The organism is Mycobacterium sp. EPa45 (assembly GCF_001021385.1).
GTDB lineage: Bacteria > Actinomycetota > Actinomycetes > Mycobacteriales > Mycobacteriaceae > Mycobacterium.
Genome location: NZ_CP011773.1, coordinates 5,197,538 through 5,224,013 on the forward strand (window position 1 = coordinate 5,197,538; position 26,476 = coordinate 5,224,013).

A 26,476-nucleotide genomic window follows, 5' to 3' on the forward strand; every position below is an offset into this window, starting at 1 on the left:
CTGGTGGCTGAAGACAACGACACCCTTTCCCGCATCCACGACCTGGTTGCGCAGGAGCGCGAACTGCGTGAGCGGGTGGTGCAGGGACAACTCGACCCGTCCGAGGAGCACAAGCGCCTGAGGGCCATCGAAACCGAACTCGACCAGTGCTGGGACCTGCTTCGCCAGCGTCGCGCACTGCGCGAGACGGGCGGTGACCCGAGCCAGGCCTCCGTGCGCCCGGGCGATGAAGTCGAGGGCTACCTCAGCTGAGCACGCGAGCCAGGATCTTCTGCAACGCGTGAAGGTCCTGTTCACTGAGCGAGGCCAGCATCTGCGGTGCCGGGTCATCGGTGGCGTCGAGCACCGCGATGACGTCGCGGCCCGCGTCGGTGAGTGACACCAGCTTGCAGCGCCGGTTCTCCGGATGAGGCTGGCGGACCACCAGTCCGCGCGCCTCCAGGTCGTTGACGGCCACCGTGGCGGCGGGTGCGTCGATGGTGGCCGCCTCGGCGACCTGCTTGACGGTCATCGGCTGTGATGCGAGCCGACGCAGGATCCGAATCCTGCTGAACGGCAAGCCCGTTCGATCAACAACGGCGCGACGCCAGCGGTCCTTGTTGTCCAGCACCAGACTCGACATCGACCGCCACACCTGATCGGCTACCGGGTTACCCGACATCGGCATGCTCACTTCGACGGTCCTCGATCAGCGGAGCCAGCCGCTGCGCGGACTGCTTGGCACGGGTGGAGGTCGAGACGATCGCGAGCACCACGATCACGACCCCGAGGGCGATGTTGAGCCACCACAGCGGCCTGGCGGCGGCGGTGAAGTCCGCACCGGCGACCGCCAGCGCCGAGCCGGCGACCGAACCGCACAGTGCCACACCGATACTCACGCCGACCTGCCTGCTGGTCGAGGTCACCGCCGAGGCCGCGCCGGCCCGGTCTCGGGGCATCCCACTGACCGCGGCGTTGGTGATCGGAGCGTTGACCATGCCGAAGCCGACGCCGTACACCGTGAAGATCGCCACCAGCCACCACACCGGGGTAGTGGCATTGAGGAACACCAGCATCACCGAGGCGGTGGTCATCAGTACCCCGGAAACCAGCAGCGACGGCCGGGCGCCGAAGCGGCCGACCAACCGGCCGGACAGCGGCGAGAAGAACAGCGCACCGATCGCGATCGGCAGGTAGATCAGGCCGGTGTGGGCGGCCGAGTAGCCGCGCTCCCCCTGCAGGTAGAGCGACATCATGAACAGGAAGGCCCCCCAGGCGGCGAAGGCGCACACGGCAGTGACCGTAGCCGACGAGAACGGAATGCTGCGGAAGAACCGCAGATCGATGAAGGGGTCGTGGCGGCGCGACTCGTAGCGCAGGAAGGCCAGCAGGGCGGCCGCGGCGCCGGCGGCGATCGCGATGACGCGCGGGTTGCTCCAGCCCATCCCGGGGGCCTCGATCAGCACGAACACCACGCCGAACAACGCCAGCACGGCGAGCAACTGGCCCACCGGATCGATGTCGCGCATGGTGGCCGACTTGGTCTCGGGCACGAAGATCGCGGTGAGGATGATGGCGGCCGCGCAGATCGGCAGGTTGATCCAGAACACCGCGCGCCAGCTGATCGCCTCGATCAGGAAGCCGCCCACGATGGGGCCCAGCGCCATCGAGATCCCGACCACCGCACCCCACAGTCCCAGCGCGCGGGCGCGTTCCACCCGTCCGACGAAGATCTGCGAAATGATCGACAGGGCAACGGGATTCATCATCGACCCGCCGAGGCCCTGAACCAGCCGCGCGCCGATCAGGGTGTCGATGTCGGGCGCCAGGCTGCACAGCAGCGAGCCCAGCGCGAAGGCGGCCAGGCCGATCTGGAACACCCGGCGCCGCCCGAACCGGTCGCCCGCGGCGCCCGAGAGCATCAGCAGCGATGCCAGCACCAGGGTGTAGATGTCGATGACCCACTGCATCTGGGATGCGGTGGCGTGCAGGTCGGTCCGGATCGCCGGAATCGCGACGTTCACGATCGTCGCGTCCATCGACACGATCAGCAGGCTAAGGCAGCAGGACGCCAGGATGATCGTCTTGCGCCGCGCGCTGAGCTCACCGACAGTTGTAATCACACAACTATTGTGAAACTACAATCGTTCGCCGGTCAAGCTGGTGTGAACCAACTGACAGTGAGGTTTAGCTGCGGGTGTCGATGGTGGCGTAGTCGCGCTCGGTGTAACCGGTGTAGATCTGGCGCGGGCGGCCGATCTTGCTGCTGCCCTCGTCGTGCATTTCCCGCCAGTGCGCGATCCAGCCCGGCAGCCGACCGAGTGCGAACAGCACGGTGAACATCCGGGTGGGGAAGCCCATCGCGCGGTAGATCACGCCGGTGTAGTAATCCACGTTCGGGTACAGCTTGCGCTCGATGAAGAAGTCGTCGGTCAGCGCGATCTCTTCGAGCTGCTTGGCGATGTCGAGCAGCTCGTCGTCGCCGCCGAGCTTGCCCAAGATCTTGTCGGCCTGCTCCTTGACGATCCGCGCCCGCGGGTCGTAGTTCTTGTAGACCCGGTGCCCGAAGCCCATCAGCTTCACGCCGTCTTCTTTGTTCTTCACCTTCTTGACGAACGTCTGCACGTCGTCTTGGCCGACGCGGATCTTCTCCAGCATCTCCAGCACGGCCTGGTTGGCACCGCCGTGCAGCGGGCCCCACAGCGCGTTGATACCACCGGAGATCGACGTGAACAGGTTGGCCTGCGAGGAGCCCACCAGCCGCACCGTCGAGGTCGAGCAGTTCTGCTCGTGATCGGCGTGCAGGATCAGCAGCATGTCCAGCGCCCGGACGATTTCCGGGTCGACCTCGTAGGGCTCGGCCGGGAAACCGAACGTCATCCGCAGGAAGTTCTCCACCAGCGTGAGCGAGTTGTCCGGGTACAGGAACGGCTGGCCCTCGGACTTCTTGTACGCATACGCCGCGATCGTCGGCAGCTTGGCCAGCAGCCGGATCGTGGACAGCTCCACCTGCTTCTTGTTCAGCGGGTCCAGCGAGTCCTGGTAGTAAGCCGAGAGCGCGTTGACCGCGCTGGACAGCACCGGCATCGGATGCGCGTCACGGGGGAAGCCGTCGAAGAACCGCTTGAGGTCCTCGTGCAGCAGGGTGTGCCGCTGAATCTGGGTGGTGAACTTCTCCAGCTGCTCGGTGGTCGGCAACTCACCGTAGATCAGCAGGTAGCTCACCTCGATGAAGGTCGACTTCTCGGCGAGCTGCTCGATCGGGTAACCGCGGTAGCGCAGGATGCCGGCATCGCCGTCGATGTAGGTGATGGCGCTCTTGGTGGACGCCGTGTTCACAAAACCTTGGTCGAACGTCGTGTAACCGGTCTTGGCCAGCAAGGAGCCCAGCGCGATCCCGTCGGACCCCTCCGTCGCCTTGACGATGTCCAGGTCCAACTCGCCGCCCGGGTACTTCAGGGAGGCGGTCTCGTCGGTTGCCACATGAACCCCTTCTGAGCTCGTCGACGCCGCGGAGGCGTCCGTATGTAGGTGAAGGTAGTCGTTATTCTGCCGACACGCCCGCGGGGGTCTGGCCCGGGGTCGCCTACGGAGTCCAGAGCTCGGCGAGAAGTGCGTATACCGACTCGATTCGGTGGCATACGACGTCCGGCTCGATCGGCGGGCCACCGGGTGTGCCGAGCCCGCCGCAGGCCACCCCCATGACCACCGCCCAGGTGTCGAAGAGGATGCGAATCGACGGGTGGTCGGCGGACACCCCCATCCGCTGAACCGCGACCTCGACCGCACCATGGTGGAACCCGTGCGATCGGAACATGAACGGCGCGAGTCCGATCGCCGGGGCGGAGGCCACGATCGTCAGCAACAGTCGCATCCGCTCGAACGACGTCGAGGCGCCGTACTGTGCGCTGCCGAAAGTGTCGAGGTGAGCCCGGGCCAACGCCTCGTAGTGGCTGATGTCGAGGGGCTGGCGGGCGAAGGCGGCCGCGACATCAGTGGCGACCTCGTCGAGGATCGCGACGAGCACCGCATCCTTGCCCGAGAAGTAGCGGCTGAAGGTGCGCGGTGCGACCTCGGCCGCAGCGGCGATCTGCTCGACGGTGGTGTTGTCGTAGCCCTGGTCGATGCACAGCTGGACGGCCACGTCGATCAACGTCGCCCTGGTCCGCTGCTTCTTGAGTTCACGCAGTCCCGGAACAGGCATTTTTGCGACAACGGCCACGTCGCGCCTCCCCCCGGGTTCTTCGCGCGCCCCCCGACGTCAGACCGTAGAGGCTAGCGCCGTTGCCACTTCCTGGGCGGCGATATCGGCGAATTCACCGAAGGCCAGATCCAGTCGGTCGGCCATGATCACCGCGCAGTTGGCGTAGTCCCCGGGCCCGATCACCAACTGCCCCCACGCGGCTGCGGTGATCGCTCCCCACACGGACACGATCAGCGCCACCCGCCGGTCGGTCGGGTCGATGCCCATGCGTGCGGCCACCGCCACCACCAACGGGTGCAGTCGCGTCGCGGCGGCGGCCAGCCGCAGCGCACTGGACGAGGAGATGACGTTCACCATCAGCACGAGGCGGTGCGTGGTCAACTCCGTCACCTCACCGGACGGCACCCGGCGCAGGGCCTGGGAGTGCGCGCGGGCGAGCGCGGTCAGCGGGGGCACGCGGGTGTCGATCCCGGCCAGCTCGGCGACAGCGGCGTGGACCAAGTCGTCGAGCACGGTCATCATCACCGCGTCTTTGGTCGGGAAGTACCGGCTGAATGTGCGTGGGGACACCTCGGCGGCGGCGGCGATCTGCTCGACGGTGGTGTTGCCGTATCCGCGCTCCATGCACAGCCTCACCGCGGCATCGACCAGCATCGCGCGGGTACGTTGCTTCTTTCGTTCGCGCAGTCCCGGTGGTGACTGCGCGATGACGTCGGCCACGCCCCGATCTTAGTCGTAACGTGCCGGTTTACGGCTGCGCCGCTTGCACCCGATAGCGAACGAACACCGGGACCGCGGCGGCGGCGACCAGCACACCGACCACCACCAGTGCTCCGCCACCCGCGGCGGCGATCGTGGTGCCGACCACCGCGGCGGCCGCGCCGTGCGCGGCATCGGCCAGCCGGGGACCGCCCGCGACGACCACGGTGAAGACACCCTGGAGCCGGCCACGCAGGTCGTCGGAGGCCACCTGCTGCAGGATCGTCGAGCGGAAGGCCGCCGACACCATGTCCGCGGCCCCACCAATCGCCAAGAACGCCAAGGCAATCCACAAGAACGTGCCGGTGTGGCCGTGTGCCAGCCCCCCGGCCACGCCGAAGCCGACCATGGCCGCACCCCACACCACGATCGAGATCACCACAGCCAGGCCCTGACGCTGAATGCGCGGAAACCAGCCGGAGAACACCCCTCCCGCGACCGCGCCCGCCGACATCGCCGCCGCCAGCAGCGCCATGGTGGTGCCACCCGCGATCGGGCCGCCGAAACTCTCATGGGCCATCTGCGGGAACAGCGCCCGCGGCATACCCAGGATCATCGCGATCAGGTCGACGACGAACGACATCAGCACGACCTTGTTGCCGGACAGGAAGCGGAACCCTTCGACGACGGAGCGAAGGGCGTCGAACCCCATGCCCTTGCCGCCGACCGAGGGCGGGATCGGCGCGAGCCGGTAGGCCACCCAGATCGGCAGCAGACAGGTGATCGCGTCGATCAGGTACAGCGTGGACAGATCGATCCAGCGCAGCATCACTCCGGCCATCAAGGGGCCGACGATCGCGCCGAACTGGAACACCGTGAAGTTCAGTGAATTGGCCGCGGGCAATTGGTCACCGGGCAGCATGCGCGGTATCGCGGCCGCCCGGGTGGGGCTGTCGATCGCGTAGAACGCCTGCTGCACCGCAAGCAGACACAGCACCACCCATACGTTGTTCAGCCCGAGCGCGGCCTGCAGCCACAGCAGCACCGAGGACACCGCCAGACCGCTGGAGGTGATGATCAAGAGCACCCGCCGGTCCATGGCGTCGGCCCACGCCCCGCCCAGGAGGCCGAAGACGACCAGCGGCACCAGCGCGAAGACCCCGGACAGCCCGACGTACGCCGAGCTCTGGGTGAGTGCGTACAGCTGGACGGGGACGGCGAAGATGGTGAGGTTGGCCCCGATGACCGTGACGATGCCGGCCACCCACAGCCGGCGGAAATCCGGTGTTGTCAGTGGGGTGGTGTCGGCGAAGAGCCGCGCCACCTAGGGCTGCAGCCGCTCGATGCTTACGCCCGATGTCGCCGGCCCAGCGGCTCCGGCGGCGCCCGATACCCGAATCCGGTTGTGCACCCGGTTCTCTCGTCCCTGCCAGAACTCGATGACCTCGGGGGCGATCCGATAACCGCCCCAGTGCGGGGGCACCGGTACCTGCTCGTCGGCGGCGAAGCGTTCGGTGACCTCGGCGAGCTTGCCGAGCAACTCGGCGCGCGAGCCGATCGGTCGCGACTGCGACGACGCCCAGGCGCCCAGCTGCGAACCGCGCGGACGCTTGGACCAGTATTCGGCAGTCTCCTCGGCGGCGACCTTGCTCACCGCACCGCGGATGTGCACCTGGCGGCCGAGCGCATACCAGGGAAAGGTGATCGCGGCGTACGGCGTCGCAGCCAGCTCGTTGCCCTTGGCGGAGTCGTAGTTGGTGTAGAAGGTGATCCCGGTCTCGTCCACGCTCTTGCACAACACCGTGCGGCTGACCGGTCTTCCCGCGCCGTCGACGGTGGCCAGCACCATGGCGTTCGGTTCGGCGATGCCGGCTGCCTCTGCGTCGGCTATCCAGCTGTGCAGCAAGGCAAGCCAGCCGTCGGCGAGCCAGTCGACGTCGAGGTCGCTGCTGCCGTCCTTCTCGACCGAGCCGTACTCCACGCGCATCGCCGCGAGGCGATTCTCCCGGGGTGATTCCACGCGCCAACGGTACGCCGCACAGACCTGGCTGCGCGTTATCGACCGGTAGCGACGGCCGGATTGCCGAGTGGGAGAATCCACCCATGACGGTGGTACCCGACGACTTCGTGCCAGGCCTCGAAGGGGTGGTGGCCTTCACCACCGAGATCGCCGAGCCGGACAGAGACGGTGGTGCGCTGCGCTACCGCGGTGTGGACATCGAGGAACTGGTCGGCAACCGGGTGACGTTCGGTGACGTCTGGGCACTGCTGGTCGACGGCCGGTTCGGCAACGGCCTGCGCCCCGCCGAGCCGTTCCCGCTACCGATCCACACCGGCGATGTGCGGGTCGACGTGCAGGCCGGCCTGGCCATGCTGGCGCCGATCTGGGGCTACGCGCCGCTGCTGGACATCGACGGTGAGACCGCTCGCGATCACCTCGCCCGCGCGTCGGTGATGGCGCTGTCCTATGTCGCCCAGTCCGCCCGCGGTATCTACCGGCCGGCCGTGCCGCAGCGCGAGATCGACGAATGCTCCACGTCACCGAACGTTTCATGACCCGCTGGCAGGGCGAGCCGGATCCGCGGCACGTGGAGGCGATCGACGCCTACTGGGTGTCGGCGGCCGAGCACGGGATGAACGCCTCGACGTTCACCGCGCGGGTGATCGCCTCGACCGGTGCGGACGTCGCGGCGGCGCTGTCCGGAGCGATCGGCGCGATGAGCGGCCCGCTGCACGGCGGTGCCCCGGCCCGCGTGCTGCCGATGATCGAGGAGGTCGAGCGCTCCGGCGACGCCCGCGCGGTGGTCAAGGGCGTGCTGGACCGCAAGGAGAAGCTGATGGGCTTCGGCCACCGGGTCTATCGGGCCGAGGACCCGCGTGCCCGGGTGCTGCGCGCCACCGCCAAGCGGCTCGCGGCACCGCGCTACGAGGTGGCCGTCGCCCTGGAGCAGGCGGCGCTGGCCGAACTGCGCGAGCGCAGGCCGGATCGGGCAATCGAGACCAACGTCGAATTCTGGGCGGCGGTGATCCTCGACTTCGCCCAGGTGCCGGCCAAGATGATGCCGGCGATGTTCACCTGCGGCCGCACGGCCGGGTGGTGCGCGCACATCCTCGAGCAGAAGCAGCTCGGCAAACTGGTACGGCCGTCGGCGATCTACGTCGGGCCCGCCCCCCGGTCACCCGAGGCGGTCGACGGCTGGAACGAGATCGCGCACTCCCCCGTGTAGTCGTTCTTGTCGGTGTCCGGTGGTTGCATCGGTCGGTGGGTGATGAGTTCTGCCCGCCCACGATGTCTACACCGGTGGCGGCCCGTCCGGCCGCCTTCAACCACAGGAGGCTTGTGATGACGATCGACGTACAGCCCGCAGTAACCCCGCACCTCGTCGTCGACGACGCGCCCGCGGCGATCGACTTCTACATCAAGGCGTTCGGCGCCACCGAAATCGGCCGGGTGCCCCGTCCGGACGGCAAGCTGATCCATGCCGCGCTGCAGATCAACGGGGCCATGATCATGCTCAACGACGACTTCCCCGAGATGTCCGACGGCAAGTCGACGACCCCCACGGCGCTGGGCGCCACGCCGGTCACCATCCACCTGACCGTCACCGATGTCGACGAGAAGTTCCAGCGCGCGCTCGACGCGGGCGCAACGGTCGTGATGCCGCTCGACGACCAGTTCTGGGGCGACCGCTATGGCATGGTCCGGGATCCGTTCGGGCATCAGTGGTCACTGGGCCAGCCGGTCCGCGAGGTCAGCTACGACGAGATCCAGCACGCGATGAGCCAGGCATAATGCAGGCGTGACGCAGGGTCGCCGCAAGATCCTCTACATCGACCTCGACAACACGATGGTCGACTTCGGCCACCGGATCGAGGGCCTCGACCCGGTCGTGGTGGACAAGTACCGCGGGCGGATGGATGAGGCGCCGGGCATCTTCGCGTTGATGCGCTCGATGCCCGGCGCGATCGAGGCCTTCACCGAACTGTCGATGCTGTTCGACACCTACCTGCTGTCGACCGCGCCATGGCGCAACCCGTCGGGCTGGCAGCACAAGATCGAATGGGTGCACGAACACCTTGGCGCCGAAGAGGATTCACCGGCGTACAAGCGGCTCATCCTGACCCACCACAAGGACCTCAACCGCGGCGACTTCCTCGTCGACGATCGGCCCAACAACGGCGCTGAGCGCTTCAAAGGCGAGTGGATTCACTTCGGCTCGGACCGGTTCCCGGACTGGGTCGCAGTGCTGGATTATCTGCGCGTCAAGGCTTAGCGCAGCAGCCCCGCCAGCAACCGCTTGGCCATCGGCGGCTCGGGCGCGGCGGCGGCCACCGCAACCATGTCGGCGACGTCGGTGAACTTCACCCGTGGCCGTCCTTCGGCCTCGCCGCGGGCCGCCTCGGCGGCGTCGATGGCGCGCCAGCCTCGGGCGTCGACCACACTGGGCTGACGGGACCGAATCAGCTTGTCCAACAACGATGGCCGCACGCTCGGTTCGCCGAGCAGGCCTGCGTTGAAGTCGTCGACCAAGCTCGAGACGGTCTCCATCGAGCAGGACTTGTTGGTGCCGATGAATCCGGTTGGACCGCGCTTGATCCAGCCCGCGACGTACGCCCCGGTGACAGCCTCTCCGGTGGCGGGATCGATGACGCGCCCGTCCCGGTTGGGGACGACCGCCGCAGCCTCGTCGAACGGCAGCCCGGCGATCGGTGCGCCGCGGTATCCGATCGAGGTGAGCAGCAACCCGGCCTCGATCTGCTCTACCTCGTCGGTTCCGGTGCGACGGAATTCGACGCCACTGACCCGGTCAGTACCGAGCACCCGGTGCGGTGTCAGCCGATACGCCAGGCGAATCCGCGGGCGGGCGGTGAGGTCAGCAGCAACCGGCAGCGCGGCGAGGATCTCGAGCTTGGCCTTCGTGAGGGCATCGGTGGCGGTGGCCAAATCCTGCTCGACCAGGTCGTGGTCGGCGGCGTCGAGCACGACCTCGGCCGTCGACGTCAACCCGATGAGCTCGGGCAGGGTGAAGGCCGAGTCGACCGGCCCGCGACGCGCCGCGATGACCACCTCGCGCACCGCGGAGCTTCTCAGAGCAGCCAGCGCGGTGTCGGAGATGTCGGTGCGCGTCAGCTCGTCGGGGTCGGCGGTCAGGATCCGCGCGACGTCGAGGGCCACGTTGCCGTTGCCGATCACCACGACCCGCTCGTGGCGCAGGTCGACGTCCAGCCCGGCGAAATCCGGATGGCCGTTGATCCAGGCCACCGTCTCGGTGGCGGTCGCGGTGCCGGACAGCTCCATGCCGGGGATATCGAGTCTGCGGTCGTGCGGCGCACCGACGCTGTAGATCACCGCATGGTGGTGTCGCAACAACTCGTCATGCGAGAGATGCTGCCCCACTTCGACATTGAGGTAGAAGGTGAACCGCGGGTGCTTGCTGATCCGCTCGAAGAGGCGCGCCACACCCTTGGTGTGCTGGTGATCCGGGGCGACGCCGGCGCGCACCAGGCCGAACGGGGTGGGCAGTCTGTCGAAGACGTTGACCCGCACGCCCTTCTGCGTCAGGAGCTCGTCTGCGGCATACATTCCCGCCGGCCCCGAACCCACGACGGCCACGGTCAGATCCGCCTCCCCACGGCGCACCTGCGGGGCGGGGAGCACCGCGGCCAGCTTGGAGGTCGGTGGCAGTTTCACGCCGGCCGGCCGCTCGGGGTAGAACGAGGCGTTGAGTTCGATGAAGGGCAGCTGCTTGTCGGTCAGCTTGCTGTCCGGCGCGATCGCACCGACCGGGCAGGCGCTGACGCACGCGCCACAGTCCACGCACGCCACCGGATCGATGTAGAGCATTTCGGCGGTTGCGAAGCCCGGCTCGTCGGGGCTGGGGTGGATGCAGTTGACCGGGCAGGCATAGACACAGGAGCCGTCGCTGCAACACGACTGGGTGATCACATGGGGCACAGGCGTGAGTCCTTTGATCTCTACGCGGCGACCACGTGCTGGCGGGCCGGCTCGCTGCGGAAGCGACTCGGCGCGCCATTGATCCGGCAGATCCGCCACATCAGCTTCGCCAGCGGATTCATCAACCCGGTGTCGTGGCACAGCATCCGGACATCACCGAACATGTCGCGCAGCATCTGTCGCGACTGCGGCGAGGAGAAGAAGATGTCCTTGCGCACCGAACGCGGGATGTCGAATTCCTTCCAGAATGCTCTCGGCGGCACGATGATTGCCGAACACAGCACGCGCATCACCACCGGCACGTAGAGCGAGAGCCAGAACCGCTTGCGTCGCGGCAGATGCGGCACCCGCTTACGCAGGTACTCGTGCGCGAACGAGATGTGCCGGGCCTCCTCGGCGACGTGGATGGCCATCACCCGCTCCATGATCGGGTGCAGCGTCTTGCCTTCGCGCAGAATGTTTTTCTGCGTGTGGTCGATGGGCTCCTCGCCGGCGAGGATTCCGAACCAGAACGGGATCGGCAGCGGCCCCGCCACCAACGGAATCGCGGGCTGTACCCACTTCAGCAGCCGCGGCATGCCGGGCACGTCGGCGCCGATGTGGTTCACCATCTCCTGGAACATCATCGTGTGGTTGCACTCTTCGACCGCCTCGTGCAGGCAGTACCGGTACTCCGGTGAGCCGTTGGGCGTCCAGAAGGCGTACTCCATCAGGCCCCGGATGAGGATCGACTCGAAGTGCAGCCCGACCTTGGCGACGTTGGACTGACGCCACATACCGATCTCGATCTGGCGTTCCCTGGACTGCGACTGATACCAGGGGTGCTGCCCGATCGGGTCGGTCGCCGGCAGTATCCAGCGCTCGTCGTTAGGGACCACGGCGAACTCGGGCGAGTCCCAGTCGATGTCGGTGTACGGGTTGAAGTTCCTGCGGACCGAGCCCTCGGACAGGGTGTTCAGCTTCTCGACGTAGGCGATGTCGTCCTGCACATCCATGTTGCGGCGCCAGCGCCTGATCATCTTGGTTCTCGCCATGACAGTCTCCTCAGGAGAGGTTTACATTTGGGCGGGTGTTGTCCAAACGGTACCGCAGGTATCGCATACCTGTCCATACCCGTTTCCCGGTTGGCCGAACGCCTCGGTGTGAAGCGCGACGGCGTCGACTTCTACGCTTAACGCATGGCTGATCAGCTCGTGATTCCCGATTCCCTCAAGCCCGCCGACGGTCGATTCGGTTGTGGGCCGTCGAAGGTGCGCCCCGAGCAGCTGCAGGCGCTGGCCGCGTCGGGCGCCTTGTTCGGCACGTCGCACCGGCAGGCGCCGGTGAAGAACCTGGTCGGCCGGGTGCGCGACGGCTTGCGCCAGTTCTTCTCCCTACCCGACGGCTATGAGGTGATTCTGGGCAACGGCGGCGCGACCGCGTTCTGGGACGCCGCCGCGTTCGGTCTGATCGAGAAGCGCTCGCTGCACCTGACCTACGGCGAGTTCTCCTCGAAGTTCGCCTCTGCCGCCACGGCCAACCCGTTCATCGACGACCCGATCGTGGTCAAGGCGGACGCGGGCAGCGCCCCCGAACCGCAGTCCGATCCGTCCGTCGACGCGATCGCCTGGGCGCACAACGAGACCTCGACCGGCGTGGCCGTGCCGGTCCGCCGGCCGGAGGGCTCGGAGAACGCTCTGGTCCTGATCGACGCGACGTCCGGGGCCGGTGGACTGCCTGTCGATGTGAGCGACGCAGACGCCTACTACTTCGCGCCGCAGAAGAATTTCGCCAGTGACGGCGGCCTGTGGCTGGCCGTCGTGTCCCCCGCCGCGCTGGCGCGCATCGAGGCCATCGCCGCATCGGGCCGCTGGGTGCCCGACTTCCTGTCACTGCCGATCGCGGTCGACAACAGCCTCAAGAACCAGACCTACAACACCCCGGCGATCGGCACGCTGGTCCTGATGGCCGAGCAGGTCGACTGGCTCAACGGCAACGGCGGCCTGGACTGGGCGGTCAAACGCACGGCCGACTCGTCGCAGCGGCTGTACTCCTGGGCCGAGGCGTCCTCGTACGCCACGCCCTTCGTCACCGACCCCGCGCTGCGCTCGCAGGTGGTCGGCACCATCGACTTCGCCGACGAAGTCGATGCCGCGGCGGTGGCCAAAGTGCTGCGGGCCAACGGCATCGTCGACACCGAACCGTACCGCAAGCTGGGCCGCAACCAGCTGCGCATCGCGATGTTCCCGGCGATCGAGCCCGACGACGTGTCCGCGCTGACGCAGTGTGTCGACTGGGTTGTCGAACGTCTCTGAGGACGTTCGGCGTGTCCTAACCGTTATCTTCCGGCGCCTGGGTTAAATTCCGGACGAACAAGGAGGTCGACATGCGAGAACTCAGGGTGATCGGACTCGATGTCGACGGCAGGCACATCATTTGCGAAGGTCCCGACCCGGCCGACAAGTTCACCCTGCAGGTTGACGACCGACTGCGCGCCGCGGTTCGCGGCGACCGGTCGCTGGGCCAGACCCCGAGGGACAAAGAGGTCAAAGGCGTGTTGCGGCCCAGGGACATTCAGGCGCGCATCCGTGCGGGTGCGTCCGTCGAGCAAGTTGCCGCGTCATCCGGCATGGACATCAGCAAGGTCGAGCGCTTCGCCCACCCGGTGCTCCTGGAGCGCTCGCGGGCGGCCGAACTGGCCGGCGCCGCCCACCCGATCCTGGCCGACGGGCCTGCGGTGACGACACTGCAGGACACCGTCATCACCGCCCTGGTCGCGCGCGGCCACAACCCCGAGGCGACGGAGTGGGACGCGTGGCGCGGCGAAGACGGCCGATGGGTGGTGCAGATGTCCTGGCAAGCCGGGCTGAGTGACAACGTCGCGCACTTCCGCTTCAGCCCCGGGGCACACGGTGGCACGGTCTCCGCACTCGACGACGCCGCCAGCGAGCTGATCGACCCGACCTTCGAACGGCAGCTGCGGCCGGTGGCCGCTATCGCACAGCTCGAGTTCGAGGAGCAGCCGCCGCAACCGACGCCCGCCCCTGCCGAGGAGAAGCCGGCACCCGCAGCGGCTCCCGCGCCCGCCCCGCGGGCCAAGCGCGCCAAGGCCAAGCCCGCCGTCCCCGGCTGGGAGGATGTCCTGCTCGGGGTACGTTCCAGCGGCGACCGCTGACTCACTACTGACTGGCGACCATCGCCAACAGGGTGATCCACCCGCCTGCGACGCCGATGCCGGCACCCAGCACGAACCAGCGTCGTACCGGGGTGCGCCGCCAGCCCCACAGCGTGGGCGCCAGGCCGCCGACCGCGATCAGGTTCAGCACGACCGCGACCAGTGGATGCACCCGGATCATGCCGAGGCTCAGCACGACGATCGCGGTGCCGGTGACCGCGGCGACGAAGGCCGCCACCGTCAGACCGGTTCCCCAGGGTGTCGACTCTTCTGACATCGACGTGGCCTCCTCCCCCGGGTCGCTTCGCTCCTGCCCTCCGAAACTCTAGTCACCGCGCCCGCTCGTAGAACGCCAGCGCCGCGGCGGTGGCGACGTTCAGCGAATCGGTGCCCCGTGACATCGGGATGCGCACTCGCACATCGCTGGCCCGCATCGCGGTCTCGGTCAGGCCAGGACCCTCCGCGCCGACCAGCACCGCAACCTTGTCCCCCGCCAGACCGGCCATCGCCTCGGCCAGGGTCTGCGCGCCCGGATCGGGTGTCATGGCCAGCAGCCGGAACCCGCGGCCGCGCAGCTCGCCGAGGTCGGCCGGCCACTGCCGGGAACGCGCGAACGGCACCAGCAGGGCATGACCCATCGACACCCGCACCGCGCGCCGGTACAGCGGGTCGGCGCAGCCGGAGCCGAAGATCACCGCATCCACGCCCAGACCGGCGGCATTGCGGAAGATCGAGCCGAGGTTCTCGTGGTCGTTGACCCCTTCGAGCACGGCGACCGTCCGTGCGCCGTCGAGTACCTCGGCCGGCGTCAGCTCCGGCGGCCGCCGGGCCACCGCGAGCACACCCCGGTTGAGGTGAAAGCCGACCACGTCAGCCATCACCTCGGGCGTGGCGCGATAGAACGGGGCCGGCACGTCGCTCAGGTCGTCGCTCAGTTCGGCTAGACGGCGTTCGGTGCCGAGGAACGCGTGCGGGGTGAACCGCGAGGCGATCATCCGCTGGGCGACCAGCACCCCCTCGGCGATCACCAGTCCTTTGCCGCTGGGTAGGTCCGGTCTGCGGTCGACACTGTTCAGATCGCGGAAATCGTCGACGCGGGGATCGGCCGGGTCGGTGATGTCGACAACGTCTACCGCGCCAAAAGCCTTGTCGCTCACGCGTCTTCGTCGACGAGAACGGTCATCAGGTCCGCGGCCCGCAACAGAATGTCGCGATCCTCGCTATCCAGGGTGGCCAGCCGGTTGCGCAGCCACTCCTGGCTGGCCCGGCGCTCGCTCTCGACCAGCGCCGCGCCGGCATCGGACACCGCCACCAAGACCTGACGACCGTCGGAGGGATGCGACGTGCGCACCACCAGACCCAGGTCGGCCAGTGATGCGATCACCCGCGTCATCGACGGCGGCCGGACCCGCTCCCGGACGGCCAGCGCCCCGGGCGTCATCGGCCCGTCCTTGGCCAGGGTCGCCAACGCGGACAACTGCGACAGCGTGATCGGCGATTCGGGCCTGCGGAAGCGCAACTGACGCGCGAGTCGCATGACGGCCAACGACAAATCACTCGCAAGCCGCAGGTCAGCGTCCAACACAATCGCAAACAGTACGACACGACAACAACCGATCAACGATGATCCGGCCAACTGCGGCGGATGCCATACCGGGCCGATCTGTCGATCGGTTACTTTGGACGACAATGCCTTCCGATCAGCGCGAACCGAGCCGCGAGCCGACGGCCGAACCCGAGCCCCCGGCGTTGCCCGCGGCGCTGCTTGACCCGCGGCCGGTGGTCGCCGTCGGCGCCGTGCTGTGGGCACTGGCGACGATCGCGGCGTTCAGCGTTCCCGTGCTGGAGTCGTGGCGTCCGATCACAATCGCCGGTCTGGGCACCGGCGTCGTCGGAACGTCGATCTTCCTGTGGCAACGCATGGCGGCCCGGCGTGGGGCGCGGGGAGCGCAGACCGGCCTCGAGCCGCACGGACAGTAATCAGTCAACCACGAAGGGAAACCGATGGCAGCGCCGCTGTTGCAGGCAGAGATCGAAATCAACGCTCCGGTCGCGAAGGTGTGGACCCTGATCGCCAACCTCGACAACATGCCCAAGTGGAGCCCGCAGTGCCGGTTGATGAAGCCCCTGGGGCAGGTCAAGCCGGGCACCCGCACGTTCAACCTCAACCGGCGCAACAACCTTTTCTGGCCGACGACGTCGACGATCACCGAGCTCATTCCGGAGCGCAAGCTGGCGTTCCGGGTCAACGCCAACAACACCGTCTGGAGCTATGAACTCGAGCCCACCACGACCGGCACCAAGGTCGTGGAGACCCGCCACGCCGAGAACGGCGTGAAGGCCGTCTCGACAATGACGGTCAATGCGGTGCTGGGCGGGGTGCCCAATTTCGAGAAGGAACTGGTCGACGGGATGAACACCTCGCTGGCGCGCATCAAGGCCGCCGCCGAAGGCTAGGCCTGCTCGACCGACTCCGGATCCTCTGGGCTTTCAGCAGCGTCGGCGCTCTCCGGGGCGTCGGCGCTGTCCAGAGTCTCAGCGCTCTCGGTCTCGGTCTCGGTCTCGGTCTCGGTCACGGTCGCGGCGACCTGGACGACGTCGAGAACCCCATCGTCATACGGGTCGTAGATCGGCGATCCGGTCCCCGGGGGCTGCGGGGTGTCCGAGTGTGCGCCGCAGCCGTACTCGAAATCGACGACGTGGGCGTCGGCCGACATCTCGTTGCAGCACACCCCGAACATCGCGCCGAGCGCTCCGGCCAGGGGAACCATGAAGCCGCAGTCGCGGCACACCCGCTTGGTGGCACGGGCCATCGGAGAGCCGGGGCCGTGGTCGCTGTCGTGCCAGCGCTGCGCGGTCTCGTCGCGGCCGAGCGCGCTGAGCACCTGGCGGCGCCCGAAGCCCACCTCGTACGCGGTGTCGTCGATCAGGGGATCGCCGGTGGCGGTGTATCCGGGGGCCAGCCGAGGATCGTCCTTGCCGGGAGCCAGCAGGTCACCGGGGCTCAGGTCGCCCGGTTTGATGCGCTCCTCCCACGGCACCCAGGTCGGGGCCAGCAGCGCCGTCGGGCCGGGCACCAGCACGACCTCGCTCACCGTCGCGTGATCGGCGCCGGGGTAGGCCGCGACCACGACCGCCCACTGCCAGCCCTGGTAGCCGGGCATATTCGCCAGGAAGCGGTGCGTCGCCGCGGTCTCGTCCTCGAAGCTGACACCGAGGTATTCGCCCACGGTGTCGCCGCTGTGCTCGACGATCGCCTGACGCGACTGCTCCACGGCGCCGCTCAGTACGGCGGCAACCGCATCCGACGGCGCGCCGGCGGGCGCCGGTGCCGAGGCTTCTGTCGCGTCGAGAGTGCTGTCCATCGTCACCAATCTTGCCTCACGGTGTCTGTGTGCAGCCACACCGGTCACGTGCGCGCCGGCATGCCACGGATGGGGGACAATCGTGACGTGTCTGAGCGCCGGCGTGACGAACCCCGCGCGAATCCGGCCTTCGGCCCGGATCGCCGCTATTCGGGCGGCGCATCCGGTGAACATCCGGGCATGGCCAACTACCCCAGCGATGGGGACGGTTACCGGCACTCCGACGCCACCCGCCGGTCCAATCCGACGCCCAGTTCCAACCGGTATCTGCCGCCGCTGGGCGAGCAGCGCACCGAAAACCTGGGGCCACCGTCCGGATCGCGAGGCGCCGACGAACGGGCGGCCCGCGGCCGCGGCGCGGCAATGCGAAGCCGCGAGATGGGCACCAAGGTGTATTCGATGGTGCACCGCGCGGCCACAGCCGACGGCGCCGACAAGTCCGGTTTGACCGCGCTGACGTGGCCGGTGGTCGCCAACTTCGCGGTGGACTCGGCGATGGCGGTGGCACTGGCCAATACGTTGTTCTTCGCCGCCGCCTCCGGCGAGAGCAAGGGCAAGGTTGCGCTCTACCTGCTGATCACGATCGCGCCGTTCGCGGTGATCGCGCCGCTGATCGGGCCGGCACTCGATCGGGTGCAGCACGGCAGGCGCGCCGCGCTGGCGATGTCGTTCATCCTTCGCGCCGCGCTGGCGTTCGTTCTGATCATGGACTACGACGGCGCCACGGGCAGCTATCCGTCCTGGGTGCTCTATCCCTGTGCGCTGGGAATGATGGTGCTGTCCAAGTCCTTCAGCGTGCTGCGCAGCGCGGTCACCCCGCGCGTGATGCCGCCGACGATCGACCTGGTGCGGGTGAATTCACGGCTGACGATGTTCGGCTTGATCGGCGGCACGATCGTCGGCGGTGGTATCGCCGCCGGGGCCGAGTACCTGCTCAGCACCGTGTTCCAACTGCCCGGTGCGTTGTTCGTCGTGGTCTTCGTCGCGGTGGCCGGCGCCTCGCTGTCGATGCGGATCCCGCGCTGGGTGGAGGTCACCGAAGGCGAGGTGCCGGCCACCCTGACCTACCACGGTGAGAACGGGCCGATGGGCTGGGTCGACGAGCCGGCGGCGAAAACCGGCGCGCCGCGACAACCCCTGGGCCGCAACATCATCACCTCGCTGTGGGGCAACTGCACGATCAAGGCGATGGTCGGGTTCCTGTTCCTGTATCCGGCATTCGTCGCCAAGGCACACAGGCCAGCGGCTGGGTCCAGCTGGGCATGCTGGGTCTGCTCGGGGCCGCCGCCGGCATCGGCAACTTCGCGGGCAACTTCACCGCCGCCCGGATGCGGCTGGGCCGGCCGGCGATACTCGTCGTGCGGTGCACGATCGCGGTGACGGCGATGGCCTTGGTGGCCGCGGTCACCGGCAATCTGATCGTCGCGGCGGTGGCGACGCTGATCACCTCGGGTGCGACCGCGATCGGCAAAGCGTCGCTGGACGCCTCGCTGCAGGACGACCTGCCCGAGGAGTCACGAGCATCGGCGTTCGGCCGTTCGGAGTCGGTGCTGCAGCTGGCATGGGTGATGGGCGGCGCGATCGGAGTGCTGGTGTACACCGAGTTATGGGTCGGTTTCACCGCGATCAGTGCGCTGTTGATCCTCGGGCTGGCCCAGACCATCGTCAGTAACCGCGGCGATTCACTGATACCCGGCTTCGGCGGTAACCGTCCGGTGCTGGCCGAACCGGAGGGTGCATCGGCGGTGACCAACCGGTGAGCCGTTTTCTCCGTTGGCTTTTGGTGGTCCTCGTCGTACTGGCGTCGGCCGGTGCCGGCGTCGGCGCGTGGGTGCTGACCCGCGACACCGGATCCGACCTCCCCGAAATCAGCGCGTACTCGCACGGACAGGCGGTGCGCATCGGGCCGTACGTGTACTGCAACGTGGTGAACCTCAACGACTGTCAAAACCCGCAGACCCAGGGCCAGTTATCGGTCACCGAGCGTTATCCGGTGCAGCTGTCGGTGCCGACGGCCATCGGTCGTGCGCCGTGGCAGCTGCTGCGCGTCTACGAGGACGAGCGCAACTCGACGACGACGATCTATCGGCCCAATACCGAACTGGCCGTGACGATTCCAACGGTCGACCCGCAGCGCGGCAGGCTGACCGGGGTTGTCGTGCAGCTGCTCACCCTGGTTCAGGACCAGAACGGCCAACTGAGCGATGCCCCGCACGCCGAGTGGTCGGTCCGCCTGAATTGGCTCTGACCGCGAACGTCGAGGTGTTGCGCACGATCCTGGGTCCTGTGGATAACTTGTCGACGTTCGGCCGTTCTTTGTCGGTCTGCCTCCCGACGGTGTGCACATGAACCAACTCAACGAACCGTTCCTCGCCAGCGAAGGCGCTTGCCGCGGGAAACCCGGACCCGCTTGGTGATCGTCGCTGCCGGCCTTCCTGCAGTGCGCACACAGATCCCCGTTTCGATGGAGGTTGCTTGCTCGCCCGCACCGACATTGGGGTGGGAGGAGTACCTGGTCGGTCTCGATCTCTGCGCGCGGCAGGGGCTTCCGTCTGACGAACGTCGACTTATGGTGGTGTTCAGCGTCATTCGACCACAACAACTCGACGTTCGGCCGTCAGAACTGAGCAGGCACCCGCTCGCCCTCGCGGGTCGGCCCCGGCGGAGTTCCATCTCCAAAGGGTCTGCCGCCCAATGCTTCCCGACCGTGTGGCGTCAGCCAGTTGGACAGGTCCGGTCCCTTCGGCACGATCCCGGTGGGGTTGATGTCGGAATGCACGATGTAGTAGTGCGCCTTGATCTGTCCGAAGTCGGTGGTGTCGCCGAACCCCGGTGTCTGGAACAGATCTCGCGCGTAGGCCCACAACACCGGCATCTCGGCAAGCTTGGACCGATTGCACTTGAAGTGGCCGTGGTAGACCGGATCGAAACGCGCCAGCGTGGTGAACAGCCGGACGTCGGCCTCGGTGATGGTGTCCCCCACCAGATAACGCTGATCGGCCAGCCGCTCGGAGAGCCAGTCCAGTGCGGCGAACAGCCGGTCGTAGGCCTTCTCGTAGGAGTCCTGCGAACCGGCGAACCCGCAGCGGTAGACACCGTTGTTCACTTCGGTGTAAATGCGTTGTGCCACTTCGTCGATCTCGTCGCGCAGCGGCTCGGGGTACAGCTGCGGCGCACCTTCGCGGTGGTAGGCGGTCCACTCGGTGGAGAAGTCGAGCGTGATCTGGGCGAAGTCGTTGGTGACCACCTGACCCGTGGCCACCTCGACGATCGCCGGGACTGTGATGCCTTTGGCGTAGTCCGGGAAACGGGCGAAGTAGGCGTCCTGTAGTCGCGGAATCTTCAGCACCGGGTCGACGCCACCGGGATCGAGGTCGAACGTCCAGCTGCGCTCGTCGTGCGTCGGCCCACAGAACCCGATGGACAGCACGTCCTCCAAACCCAGCAGGCGGCGCACGATGATCGTGCGATTCGCCCACGGGCACGCCCGGGCGACGATCAGCCGGTAGCGGCCGGGCTCGACGGGATACCCGTCGGCACCGTCAGCGGTGATCCTGGTGGTGATGTAGTTGGTATCGCGCTTGAACTCGCCGCCGCCGGCGACATAGGCACCCACGACTCCAGTGTGCGCCTACTACGCGTCGAGCTCCCGGGCGACCGCCTTGACCACTTCGGACACCCGCCGGGCGACCTTGCGGTCCGGGTAACGGCCCTTGCGTAGCTCGGGCTGCACCGCGCCTTCGAGCAGCGTGATCATGTCCTCGACCATGCCGTGCAGTTCGTCGGGAGTGTGCTTGCGCTCGACGGGCGTGGCCTCACGTCGGGTCCTGGTCAGGCTCGGCGGCGGATCGATCAGCTTCACGCTCAACGCCTGCGGGCCGCGACGCCCCGACGCCACCCCGAACTCGACCTTCTGACCGGCCTTGAGACCTTCGACGCCCTCAGGCAAAGCCGACGCACGGACGTAGACGTCCTCGCCCTCCTCCTGGGACAGGAAGCCGAAGCCCTTCTCGGCGTCGTACCACTTCACCTTGCCGGTCGGCACTGGTCTCACCTGCTTGTCTAACGGGTCCATGACAACATGACGAAGCGTCCCGCCGGTGCAGGACGCGTGCCGGTGATCCTACTCGGGAACAGGTGTGCCCAGCACCTGAGTTCAGTTCGGTAGGCTGGGCAAACCGCTGGAGGAGACATGCGCCTGATCCTGAACGTCATCTGGTTGCTGTTCGGCGGCCTGTGGCTTGCCCTCGGCTACCTGCTGGCCGCGCTTGTCAGTTTCGTTCTGATCATCACCATTCCATTCGGCTTCGCCGCACTGCGGATCGCCAACTACGCCCTGTGGCCCTTCGGGCGAACCATTGTCGAGAAGCCCGGCCCGCGTCCCGGCGCCGTGGTCGGCAACGTGATCTGGATCCTGCTGTTCGGGCTGTGGCTGGCGATCGGCCATCTGGTGAGCGCGGCCGCCATGGCGATCACGATCATCGGTATCCCGTTGGCCCTGGCCAACCTCAAACTCATCCCGGTCTCGCTGGTGCCGCTGGGCAAGGAGATCGTGCCCGCCGATCAGGCTCGGGTGGCGGCATGACATTGACCTCGCTCGGGTTGCCGGCGATTCGCCGCGACGGCGCAGAAGCACCCGCCGACATGCCGCGCAGCGGCCCGCTGGTCGACACGTTCGGCCGGGTCGCCACCGACCTGCGGGTGTCGCTGACCGACCGCTGCAATCTGCGCTGTACCTATTGCATGCCGGCCGAAGGTCTGGACTGGCTGCCGGGCGACGAGCTGCTGACCCGCGACGAGCTCGTCCGCTTGCTGACCCTGGCCGTGACGCGGCTGGGCATCAGCAGCGTTCGCTTCACCGGGGGCGAGCCGCTGCTGTATCGAGGGCTCGAAGACGTTGTGTCGGCGGTGGCCGCCTTGCGCCCGCGCCCGGAGATCGCACTGACCACCAATGGCCTGGGGCTGGCCAAGCGCGCGCGTGCCCTGGCCGACGCGGGCCTGAACCGGGTCAACGTGTCGCTCGACACCGTCGACGCCGAACATTTCGCCACCATCACCCGGCGCGACCGGCTCTCCGACGTGCTCGACGGTCTGTCCGCGGCGGCGGCCGCGGGATTGGGGCCGGTCAAGGTCAACGCCGTCCTCGATCACGACACCGGCCTCGAAGACGCCGTCGAGCTGCTGGAGTACTGCCTGCGCTACGGCTACCAGCTGCGGATCATCGAACAGATGCCGCTCGATGCCAGTCACCTGTGGCGCCGAGACGCCAACCTGGGCGCCGACCAGATTTTCACTGCACTCGCCACGCACTTCGACCTGACTCCCGACCCCGCACCGCGTGGCTCAGCGCCGGCCCAGCTGTGGCAGGTCAACGGCGGGCCGGCCACCGTCGGGATCATCGCCTCGGTCTCACACGCGTTCTGCTCGGCGTGCGACCGTACGCGCCTGACCGCCGACGGGCAGATCCGCAACTGCCTGTTCTCCGCGGAGGAATCCGACCTGCGGGCACTGCTTCGCAACGGAGCGGACGACGACGCGCTGGAGTCGGTGTGGCGGGCGGCGATGTGGCGCAAAGCCGCCGGACACGGCATCAACAATCCGGATTTCGTTCAGCCGCAACGGCCGATGAGCGCGATCGGTGGCTGAGGTGGGCCAATCGGTCGACGTGACCGTGCGTTTCTTCGCCGCGGCCCGGGCCGCCGCGGGCAAGGAGGCGGATCGGCTCAGCCTGCACCCCGGCACGACGGTCGCCGATCTGGTGAACGAATTAGGTTGCCGCAGCGAAGAATTGGCGCGGGTGTTACAGCGCTGCTCCTACCTCTGCGACGGCATCGCGGTCCGAAACAAGGCCACCGAACTGCAATCCGGCCAGACGCTCGACGTGTTACCCCCGTTCGCCGGCGGGTGATCGTGATTTACGTCACATCACGATCAGGTAACGAGATGGCCACGGCCCGGTTTAGTGCCGTAACTACCTGGGCGAACGCCGAGCTATCTAGGGGCTTTAACCTTTTTTAAGGTTTGCCGGTAGCAGAAACGCCCGGATTTGCAAAAGTCGACGGCACTCCCGGATCCCATTACCGTCTGTCTTCAGGTCAGCCCCCTCAACCCGGGAAGACCCTCTTCGCTCCTAGCGCTGAGCTCCATCCAAGGAGCGGAGAGACCAACGAACACCATGGATGGAGGCGGGGGACCCACCGGTCCACCGATAGGACTTGGAGCCGCACGCGGCTCCTTGGGGTGAAGCCGAGATCGTTTCCACCAGAGACGACCGAGGCCGGGCGACCTCTCCAGCCCGAACCCGACAGCTGACCTCGCAGGCGCATTGAAGAGAGGAATAACTCGCCATATGAGTGGACGGCATCGCAAGCCCACTTCATCGTCAGTCAGCGTCGCCAAGATCGCGGTCACCGGTGCGGTCATCGGAGGCGGCAGCCTCGCCCTCGCCGGACAGGCCCAGGCGGCTCCCGATACCGAATGGGATCAGGTCGCCCGCTGTGAGTCCGGCGGCAACTGGGGCATCAATACCGGCAACGGTTACCAGGGCGGCCTCCAGTTCTCACCCAGCACGTGGTCCGCACACGGCGGCGGCCAGTACGCGCCGGCCGCGAATATGGCCAGCAAGGACCAGCAGATCGCCATCGCCGAGCGCGTCCTGGCAAGCCAGGGCCGTGGTGCGTGGCCGGTGTGCGGCCGCGGCCTGTCGGGTGCGACCCCGCGCAACGTAGTCAACGAGCCCAAGCCGGACGCTGCGCCCGTCGAGGCTGTCGCGCTTGACGCTCCCCTGCCCGACGCTCCCGCACCGGACGCGCCGCAGGATCTGCCGCCCGCACCGCAGGACCTGGCGCCCGCGCCGCAGGACCTGCCGCCGGCCCCGCAGGATCTCCCGCCAGCGCCGGCCGATCTGCCGCCTGCTCCGCAGCCCGATGTCATCCCGGTCGCTCAGGAAGCCGCACCGCCGGCCGCCGAGCCCGTGATCGACACCGCCTTTGAGGTACCCGCCCCCGAGGCGCAGGCAAACCCTGACGAGCAGACCATCACGGTGCAGGCGGCGTCGATCCACTTCGTGCCGCAGGCTCCGGCCGACCCGGCCGTGCCGCCGACACTGCCGCCGGCTCCCGCTCCGGTTCCGGCCGACCCCGCTGCCGCGCCCGCCCCTGGCACCAACGTGGTGGCCGCCAGCCCGACCGGACAGCTGCCCGACGGCATGCCGCATCTGACGAGCCCGGAGAACCTGCCGCCGGGTACCAGCGACCAGCCTGAGGGCCCGCAGGACGGCCCGAATGTCACGTACCTCAAGGAACTGTGGCACGCGGTGCAGACCCAGCAGGTGAGCAGGGGCGACGCGCTGCTCGCACTGACCCAGCGCCCGCTGAACACCCCGGTGACCAACGATCCGAGCATGGGTACGCCTCCGGGCGCTCCGGCGCCGGCTCCGGCCGATCCCAACGCGCCGCTGGTTCCGGCGGCCCCCGCACCGGCACCGGCTCAGTAAGCAGTCAGGCCGAGTTCACCCACTCGTCGGTTCCGTCGGCGAAGAACTGGTGTTTCCACACCGGTAGCCGTTCCTTGACGGTGTCGACGAGCAGGGCGCACGCCTCGAACGCCGCTCCCCGGTGGTCGGCTGCCACGGCGGCCACCAGGGCGGCGTCTCCGATGTGCAGCACGCCGACCCGATGACTCGCCGCGATCGCCCGAACACCAGTGGATTTCGCGGCGACCTCGGCGAGCGCTTCGAACAGGGTCTGCTCAGCCAGCGGATGCGCGGAGTACTCCAGCCGCACCACGTCTCGGCCGCCGTCGTGGTTGCGCACCACTCCGGAGAACCCGACCACCGCACCGGCAGCGTCGTCGGTGACGAGCTCTTCGTGCTCGGTCAGCGAGATCGGGCCTTCGGCCAGCGCGGCCCGCAAGATGCGTGTCATCGGCGGTGGTCCCCTCCGGACAGTTGGTCCAGTGCGTGGTCGAGCACGTCGGCGAGCACCGACAGACCGTCACGTACCCCGCCCGTCGACCCGGGCAGGTTCACCACCAGTGTGCGACCCGCGACCCCGCACAGCCCGCGGGAGAGCACCGACGTCGGCACCGCGGGCAGGCCAGACCGCCGGATCGCGTCGGCCAGCCCGGGGATCTGGTAGTCCAGGACGTCGAGGGTGGCCTCCGGGGTGGCGTCGGTCGGCGATATCCCGGTGCCGCCGGAGGTGATCACGACGTCGGCTCCGGCATCGATCGCCGCGCGCAGGGCGTCGCCGACGGCACTCCCGTCGACCACCACGCTGGCGCCGGGCACGTCGAAGCCGCGTTCGGCGAGCCAGGCGACGATGATCGGTCCGGTTCGGTCTTCGTAGACACCGGTCGCCGCCCGGGTGGAGGCGATCACGACCCGTGCGGAGCGCGTCACGGCTCGCGTACCCACAGTCCGGTCTTGCCGCCTTCCTTGCGCAGCACCCGGATGTCCTCGAGGCGCGCGGCGGGATCGACGGCCTTGATCATGTCGTAGAGCGTCAGCGCCGCGACGCTGACGGCGGTCAGCGCCTCCATCTCCACGCCGGTGCGATCGGTGGTGCGTACCGAGGCGGTCACGCCGACCTCGGCGTCACCGATCGCGAACTCGATGTCCACCCCGGTCAACGCCAGGTGGTGGCACAGCGGGATGAGGTCGCTGGTCCGCTTGGCGGCCAAGATCCCGGCCACCCGTGCGGTCGCCAGGGCGTCACCCTTGGGCAGACCCCCCGCCGTGATCAGCGCGACGACTTCGGCGGTGGTGTGAACAGAACCGGCGGCCACCGCGGTGCGGGTGGTGGCAGCCTTGTCGGTGACGTCGACCATGTGCGCCGCACCGTGCTCGTCCAGGTGCGAGAGGCGGCGCTGCGGTCCGTTGGTCACCGTCTACTTGTTGACGACGGTGACCGGGTGCAGATACGGCAGGTCGGAGGCCGGCAGCGGGAACGTGATGTCGCCGAACGGCGACAGCGCGCCGGTCCGATCGGCTGCCAGCTCGCTCACGGCGTGGTCGTCGGGGTCACGGGTCGGCCAGCCGTTGTCGACATACCTAGTCTTCTTCTCAGCCACGGCAACATTCTGTCATCTGCCGGGCCGGCTTGTGCACACAGGCGGCT

General features: G+C 67.9%; 31 protein-coding genes, 2 pseudogenes and 1 riboswitch. Of the genes and pseudogenes, 14 read left to right on the forward strand and 19 right to left on the reverse strand.

What is annotated here, in order from left to right; translation table 11 throughout:
• The first annotated feature begins 3 nt into the window (after nucleotides 1–3).
• Nucleotides 4–252, forward strand: coding sequence for a DUF2630 family protein (locus tag AB431_RS24525; RefSeq protein ID WP_047332127.1), 249 nt, complete (start codon nucleotides 4–6; stop codon nucleotides 250–252).
• Here AB431_RS24525 and AB431_RS24530 read toward each other — a convergent pair.
• The 7 genes from AB431_RS24530 to pdxH form a co-directional block, all read right to left on the reverse strand.
• Complete coding sequence (locus AB431_RS24530; protein ID WP_047333772.1) at nucleotides 245–661, reverse strand: MarR family winged helix-turn-helix transcriptional regulator; 417 nt, start codon at nucleotides 659–661, stop codon at nucleotides 245–247. The genes AB431_RS24525 and AB431_RS24530 overlap by 8 nt on opposite strands.
• The gene (locus AB431_RS24535; protein ID WP_047332128.1) at nucleotides 651–2,102 is read right to left on the reverse strand and encodes an MFS transporter; all 1,452 of its coding nucleotides are present in this window, start codon (nucleotides 2,100–2,102) and stop codon (nucleotides 651–653) included. Before AB431_RS24535 ends, AB431_RS24530 begins: the two co-directional genes overlap by 11 nt.
• A 64-nt stretch (nucleotides 2,103–2,166) precedes the next feature.
• The gene (locus AB431_RS24540; protein ID WP_047332129.1) at nucleotides 2,167–3,462 is read right to left on the reverse strand and encodes a citrate synthase; all 1,296 of its coding nucleotides are present in this window, start codon (nucleotides 3,460–3,462) and stop codon (nucleotides 2,167–2,169) included.
• Between the two features lie 103 nt (nucleotides 3,463–3,565).
• On the reverse strand, nucleotides 3,566–4,201 hold the full coding sequence (locus AB431_RS24545; RefSeq protein ID WP_235435752.1) for a TetR/AcrR family transcriptional regulator: 636 nt from the start codon (nucleotides 4,199–4,201) through the stop codon (nucleotides 3,566–3,568).
• Nucleotides 4,202–4,240: 39 nt separating this feature from the next.
• A complete protein-coding gene (locus AB431_RS24550; protein WP_047332131.1) occupies nucleotides 4,241–4,903 on the reverse strand; it encodes a TetR/AcrR family transcriptional regulator in 663 nt (220 codons plus the stop codon).
• Between the two features lie 28 nt (nucleotides 4,904–4,931).
• Complete coding sequence (locus AB431_RS24555) at nucleotides 4,932–6,206, reverse strand: MFS transporter (RefSeq protein WP_047332132.1); 1,275 nt, start codon at nucleotides 6,204–6,206, stop codon at nucleotides 4,932–4,934.
• Nucleotides 6,207–6,869, reverse strand: a complete 663-nt coding sequence (pdxH, locus tag AB431_RS24560) for a pyridoxamine 5'-phosphate oxidase (protein WP_047332133.1) — start codon at nucleotides 6,867–6,869, stop codon at nucleotides 6,207–6,209.
• Between the two features lie 116 nt (nucleotides 6,870–6,985).
• On the opposite strand from pdxH, the pseudogene AB431_RS24565 reads away from it, so the two are divergent.
• The 3 genes and pseudogenes from AB431_RS24565 (at nucleotide 6,986) to AB431_RS24575 (ending at nucleotide 9,156) form a co-directional block, all read left to right on the forward strand.
• Nucleotides 6,986–8,109 (forward strand): annotated as a pseudogene (locus AB431_RS24565) (citrate synthase 2).
• A gap of 116 nt (nucleotides 8,110–8,225) precedes the next feature.
• Entirely contained in the window at nucleotides 8,226–8,675 is a 450-nt protein-coding gene (locus AB431_RS24570; RefSeq protein ID WP_047332134.1) for a VOC family protein, read from the forward strand.
• 7 nt (nucleotides 8,676–8,682) lie between these two features.
• The gene (locus AB431_RS24575) at nucleotides 8,683–9,156 is read left to right on the forward strand and encodes a hypothetical protein (RefSeq protein ID WP_235435753.1); all 474 of its coding nucleotides are present in this window, start codon (nucleotides 8,683–8,685) and stop codon (nucleotides 9,154–9,156) included.
• On the opposite strand, the gene AB431_RS24580 is transcribed toward AB431_RS24575, so the two are convergent.
• Both AB431_RS24580 and AB431_RS24585 read right to left on the reverse strand, forming a co-directional pair.
• A complete protein-coding gene (locus tag AB431_RS24580; protein ID WP_047333774.1) occupies nucleotides 9,153–10,838 on the reverse strand; it encodes an FAD-dependent oxidoreductase in 1,686 nt (561 codons plus the stop codon). The genes AB431_RS24575 and AB431_RS24580 overlap by 4 nt on opposite strands.
• A 20-nt stretch (nucleotides 10,839–10,858) precedes the next feature.
• A complete protein-coding gene (locus tag AB431_RS24585) occupies nucleotides 10,859–11,872 on the reverse strand; it encodes a diiron oxygenase (RefSeq protein WP_047332135.1) in 1,014 nt (337 codons plus the stop codon).
• Nucleotides 11,873–12,016: 144 nt separating this feature from the next.
• Here AB431_RS24585 and serC point away from each other — a divergent pair, with 144 nt between their 5' ends.
• Nucleotides 12,017–13,132, forward strand: a complete 1,116-nt coding sequence (gene serC, locus AB431_RS24590; RefSeq protein WP_047332136.1) for a phosphoserine transaminase — start codon at nucleotides 12,017–12,019, stop codon at nucleotides 13,130–13,132.
• A gap of 71 nt (nucleotides 13,133–13,203) precedes the next feature.
• Complete coding sequence (gene sepH, locus AB431_RS24595) at nucleotides 13,204–13,992, forward strand: septation protein SepH (protein WP_047332137.1); 789 nt, start codon at nucleotides 13,204–13,206, stop codon at nucleotides 13,990–13,992.
• Between the two features lie 4 nt (nucleotides 13,993–13,996).
• Here sepH and AB431_RS24600 read toward each other — a convergent pair whose 3' ends face one another.
• Genes AB431_RS24600 through AB431_RS24610 form a run of 3 tightly spaced genes read right to left on the reverse strand, consistent with a single transcriptional unit; the run spans nucleotide 13,997 to nucleotide 15,577 of the window.
• Entirely contained in the window at nucleotides 13,997–14,269 is a 273-nt protein-coding gene (locus AB431_RS24600) for a DUF2537 domain-containing protein (protein WP_047332138.1), read from the reverse strand.
• 52 nt (nucleotides 14,270–14,321) lie between these two features.
• Complete coding sequence (locus AB431_RS24605) at nucleotides 14,322–15,149, reverse strand: RNA methyltransferase (RefSeq protein WP_047332139.1); 828 nt, start codon at nucleotides 15,147–15,149, stop codon at nucleotides 14,322–14,324.
• Nucleotides 15,146–15,577, reverse strand: coding sequence for a MarR family winged helix-turn-helix transcriptional regulator (locus tag AB431_RS24610; protein WP_047333775.1), 432 nt, complete (start codon nucleotides 15,575–15,577; stop codon nucleotides 15,146–15,148). Before AB431_RS24610 ends, AB431_RS24605 begins: the two co-directional genes overlap by 4 nt.
• A gap of 104 nt (nucleotides 15,578–15,681) precedes the next feature.
• Here AB431_RS24610 and AB431_RS24615 point away from each other — a divergent pair, with 104 nt between their 5' ends.
• Nucleotides 15,682–15,972 (forward strand): DUF2530 domain-containing protein, encoded by a 291-nt coding sequence (locus tag AB431_RS24615; RefSeq protein WP_047332140.1) that lies wholly within the window; start codon nucleotides 15,682–15,684, stop codon nucleotides 15,970–15,972.
• Nucleotides 15,973–15,996: 24 nt separating this feature from the next.
• Nucleotides 15,997–16,449, forward strand: a complete 453-nt coding sequence (locus AB431_RS24620; RefSeq protein WP_047332141.1) for an SRPBCC family protein — start codon at nucleotides 15,997–15,999, stop codon at nucleotides 16,447–16,449.
• On the opposite strand, the gene AB431_RS24625 is transcribed toward AB431_RS24620, so the two are convergent.
• Nucleotides 16,446–17,357, reverse strand: a complete 912-nt coding sequence (locus AB431_RS24625) for a DUF3027 domain-containing protein (protein WP_047332142.1) — start codon at nucleotides 17,355–17,357, stop codon at nucleotides 16,446–16,448. The two genes, AB431_RS24620 and AB431_RS24625, sit on opposite strands and share 4 nt — an antisense overlap.
• A 180-nt stretch (nucleotides 17,358–17,537) precedes the next feature.
• Between AB431_RS24625 and AB431_RS24630 the strand changes: the two are divergent.
• A pseudogene (locus AB431_RS24630) lies at nucleotides 17,538–19,117 on the forward strand (MFS transporter).
• Entirely contained in the window at nucleotides 19,114–19,605 is a 492-nt protein-coding gene (locus tag AB431_RS24635) for a DUF2771 domain-containing protein (protein ID WP_047332143.1), read from the forward strand. Before AB431_RS24630 ends, AB431_RS24635 begins: the two are co-directional and overlap by 4 nt.
• 369 nt (nucleotides 19,606–19,974) lie before the next feature.
• Here AB431_RS24635 and AB431_RS24640 read toward each other — a convergent pair whose 3' ends face one another.
• The gene (locus AB431_RS24640; protein ID WP_047332144.1) at nucleotides 19,975–20,973 is read right to left on the reverse strand and encodes a glutathione S-transferase family protein; all 999 of its coding nucleotides are present in this window, start codon (nucleotides 20,971–20,973) and stop codon (nucleotides 19,975–19,977) included.
• Between the two features lie 18 nt (nucleotides 20,974–20,991).
• Nucleotides 20,992–21,402 carry a cold-shock protein gene (locus tag AB431_RS24645; RefSeq protein WP_047332145.1) on the reverse strand — a complete coding sequence of 137 codons (411 nt, stop codon included), beginning with the start codon at nucleotides 21,400–21,402 and terminating at the stop codon, nucleotides 20,992–20,994.
• Nucleotides 21,403–21,549: 147 nt separating this feature from the next.
• Here AB431_RS24645 and AB431_RS24650 point away from each other — a divergent pair, with 147 nt between their 5' ends.
• The 4 genes from AB431_RS24650 (at nucleotide 21,550) to AB431_RS24665 (ending at nucleotide 24,852) form a co-directional block, all read left to right on the forward strand.
• Nucleotides 21,550–21,942, forward strand: a complete 393-nt coding sequence (locus tag AB431_RS24650; protein ID WP_047332146.1) for a YccF domain-containing protein — start codon at nucleotides 21,550–21,552, stop codon at nucleotides 21,940–21,942.
• On the forward strand, nucleotides 21,939–23,003 hold the full coding sequence (gene moaA / locus AB431_RS24655) for a GTP 3',8-cyclase MoaA (RefSeq protein ID WP_047332147.1): 1,065 nt from the start codon (nucleotides 21,939–21,941) through the stop codon (nucleotides 23,001–23,003). Before AB431_RS24650 ends, moaA begins: the two co-directional genes overlap by 4 nt.
• A gap of 1 nt (nucleotide 23,004) precedes the next feature.
• Nucleotides 23,005–23,265 (forward strand): MoaD/ThiS family protein, encoded by a 261-nt coding sequence (locus AB431_RS24660; protein ID WP_047333776.1) that lies wholly within the window; start codon nucleotides 23,005–23,007, stop codon nucleotides 23,263–23,265.
• A gap of 216 nt (nucleotides 23,266–23,481) precedes the next feature.
• A riboswitch (cyclic di-AMP (ydaO/yuaA leader) is annotated at nucleotides 23,482–23,697 on the forward strand.
• Nucleotides 23,698–23,706: 9 nt separating this feature from the next.
• The gene (locus AB431_RS24665; RefSeq protein WP_047332148.1) at nucleotides 23,707–24,852 is read left to right on the forward strand and encodes a transglycosylase family protein; all 1,146 of its coding nucleotides are present in this window, start codon (nucleotides 23,707–23,709) and stop codon (nucleotides 24,850–24,852) included.
• Nucleotides 24,853–24,856: 4 nt separating this feature from the next.
• On the opposite strand, the gene AB431_RS24670 is transcribed toward AB431_RS24665, so the two are convergent.
• From AB431_RS24670 to AB431_RS24685, 4 genes are read right to left on the reverse strand one after another with little or no spacing between them, the layout of a single operon-like run.
• Nucleotides 24,857–25,282 (reverse strand): molybdenum cofactor biosynthesis protein MoaE, encoded by a 426-nt coding sequence (locus AB431_RS24670; protein ID WP_047332149.1) that lies wholly within the window; start codon nucleotides 25,280–25,282, stop codon nucleotides 24,857–24,859.
• Nucleotides 25,279–25,758, reverse strand: a complete 480-nt coding sequence (locus tag AB431_RS24675) for a molybdenum cofactor biosynthesis protein B (protein ID WP_047332150.1) — start codon at nucleotides 25,756–25,758, stop codon at nucleotides 25,279–25,281. Before AB431_RS24675 ends, AB431_RS24670 begins: the two co-directional genes overlap by 4 nt.
• Nucleotides 25,755–26,186 carry a cyclic pyranopterin monophosphate synthase MoaC gene (gene moaC / locus AB431_RS24680; RefSeq protein ID WP_047333777.1) on the reverse strand — a complete coding sequence of 144 codons (432 nt, stop codon included), beginning with the start codon at nucleotides 26,184–26,186 and terminating at the stop codon, nucleotides 25,755–25,757. The genes AB431_RS24675 and moaC overlap by 4 nt, the downstream gene beginning before the upstream one ends.
• Before the next feature lie 60 nt (nucleotides 26,187–26,246).
• Entirely contained in the window at nucleotides 26,247–26,429 is a 183-nt protein-coding gene (locus AB431_RS24685) for a hypothetical protein (RefSeq protein ID WP_047332151.1), read from the reverse strand.
• Nucleotides 26,430–26,476 lie beyond the last annotated feature (47 nt).

What these genes read in the sequence shown, in the direction of transcription:
- moaC (WP_047333777.1), bottom strand. Translation starts at nt 26,186, where the DNA reads ATGGTCGACGTCACCGACAAGGCTGCCACCACCCGCACCGCGGTGGCC.
- moaA (WP_047332147.1), top strand. Translation starts at nt 21,939, where the DNA reads ATGACATTGACCTCGCTCGGGTTGCCGGCGATTCGCCGCGACGGCGCA.
- AB431_RS24625 (WP_047332142.1), bottom strand. Translation starts at nt 17,357, where the DNA reads ATGGACAGCACTCTCGACGCGACAGAAGCCTCGGCACCGGCGCCCGCC.
- AB431_RS24615 (WP_047332140.1), top strand. Translation starts at nt 15,682, where the DNA reads ATGCCTTCCGATCAGCGCGAACCGAGCCGCGAGCCGACGGCCGAACCC.
- AB431_RS24570 (WP_047332134.1), top strand. Translation starts at nt 8,226, where the DNA reads ATGACGATCGACGTACAGCCCGCAGTAACCCCGCACCTCGTCGTCGAC.
- AB431_RS24585 (WP_047332135.1), bottom strand. Translation starts at nt 11,872, where the DNA reads ATGGCGAGAACCAAGATGATCAGGCGCTGGCGCCGCAACATGGATGTG.
- AB431_RS24600 (WP_047332138.1), bottom strand. Translation starts at nt 14,269, where the DNA reads ATGTCAGAAGAGTCGACACCCTGGGGAACCGGTCTGACGGTGGCGGCC.
- AB431_RS24670 (WP_047332149.1), bottom strand. Translation starts at nt 25,282, where the DNA reads ATGACACGCATCTTGCGGGCCGCGCTGGCCGAAGGCCCGATCTCGCTG.
- sepH (WP_047332137.1), top strand. Translation starts at nt 13,204, where the DNA reads ATGCGAGAACTCAGGGTGATCGGACTCGATGTCGACGGCAGGCACATC.
- pdxH (WP_047332133.1), bottom strand. Translation starts at nt 6,869, where the DNA reads ATGCGCGTGGAGTACGGCTCGGTCGAGAAGGACGGCAGCAGCGACCTC.
- AB431_RS24620 (WP_047332141.1), top strand. Translation starts at nt 15,997, where the DNA reads ATGGCAGCGCCGCTGTTGCAGGCAGAGATCGAAATCAACGCTCCGGTC.
- serC (WP_047332136.1), top strand. Translation starts at nt 12,017, where the DNA reads ATGGCTGATCAGCTCGTGATTCCCGATTCCCTCAAGCCCGCCGACGGT.
- AB431_RS24650 (WP_047332146.1), top strand. Translation starts at nt 21,550, where the DNA reads ATGCGCCTGATCCTGAACGTCATCTGGTTGCTGTTCGGCGGCCTGTGG.
- AB431_RS24665 (WP_047332148.1), top strand. Translation starts at nt 23,707, where the DNA reads ATGAGTGGACGGCATCGCAAGCCCACTTCATCGTCAGTCAGCGTCGCC.
- AB431_RS24530 (WP_047333772.1), bottom strand. Translation starts at nt 661, where the DNA reads ATGTCGGGTAACCCGGTAGCCGATCAGGTGTGGCGGTCGATGTCGAGT.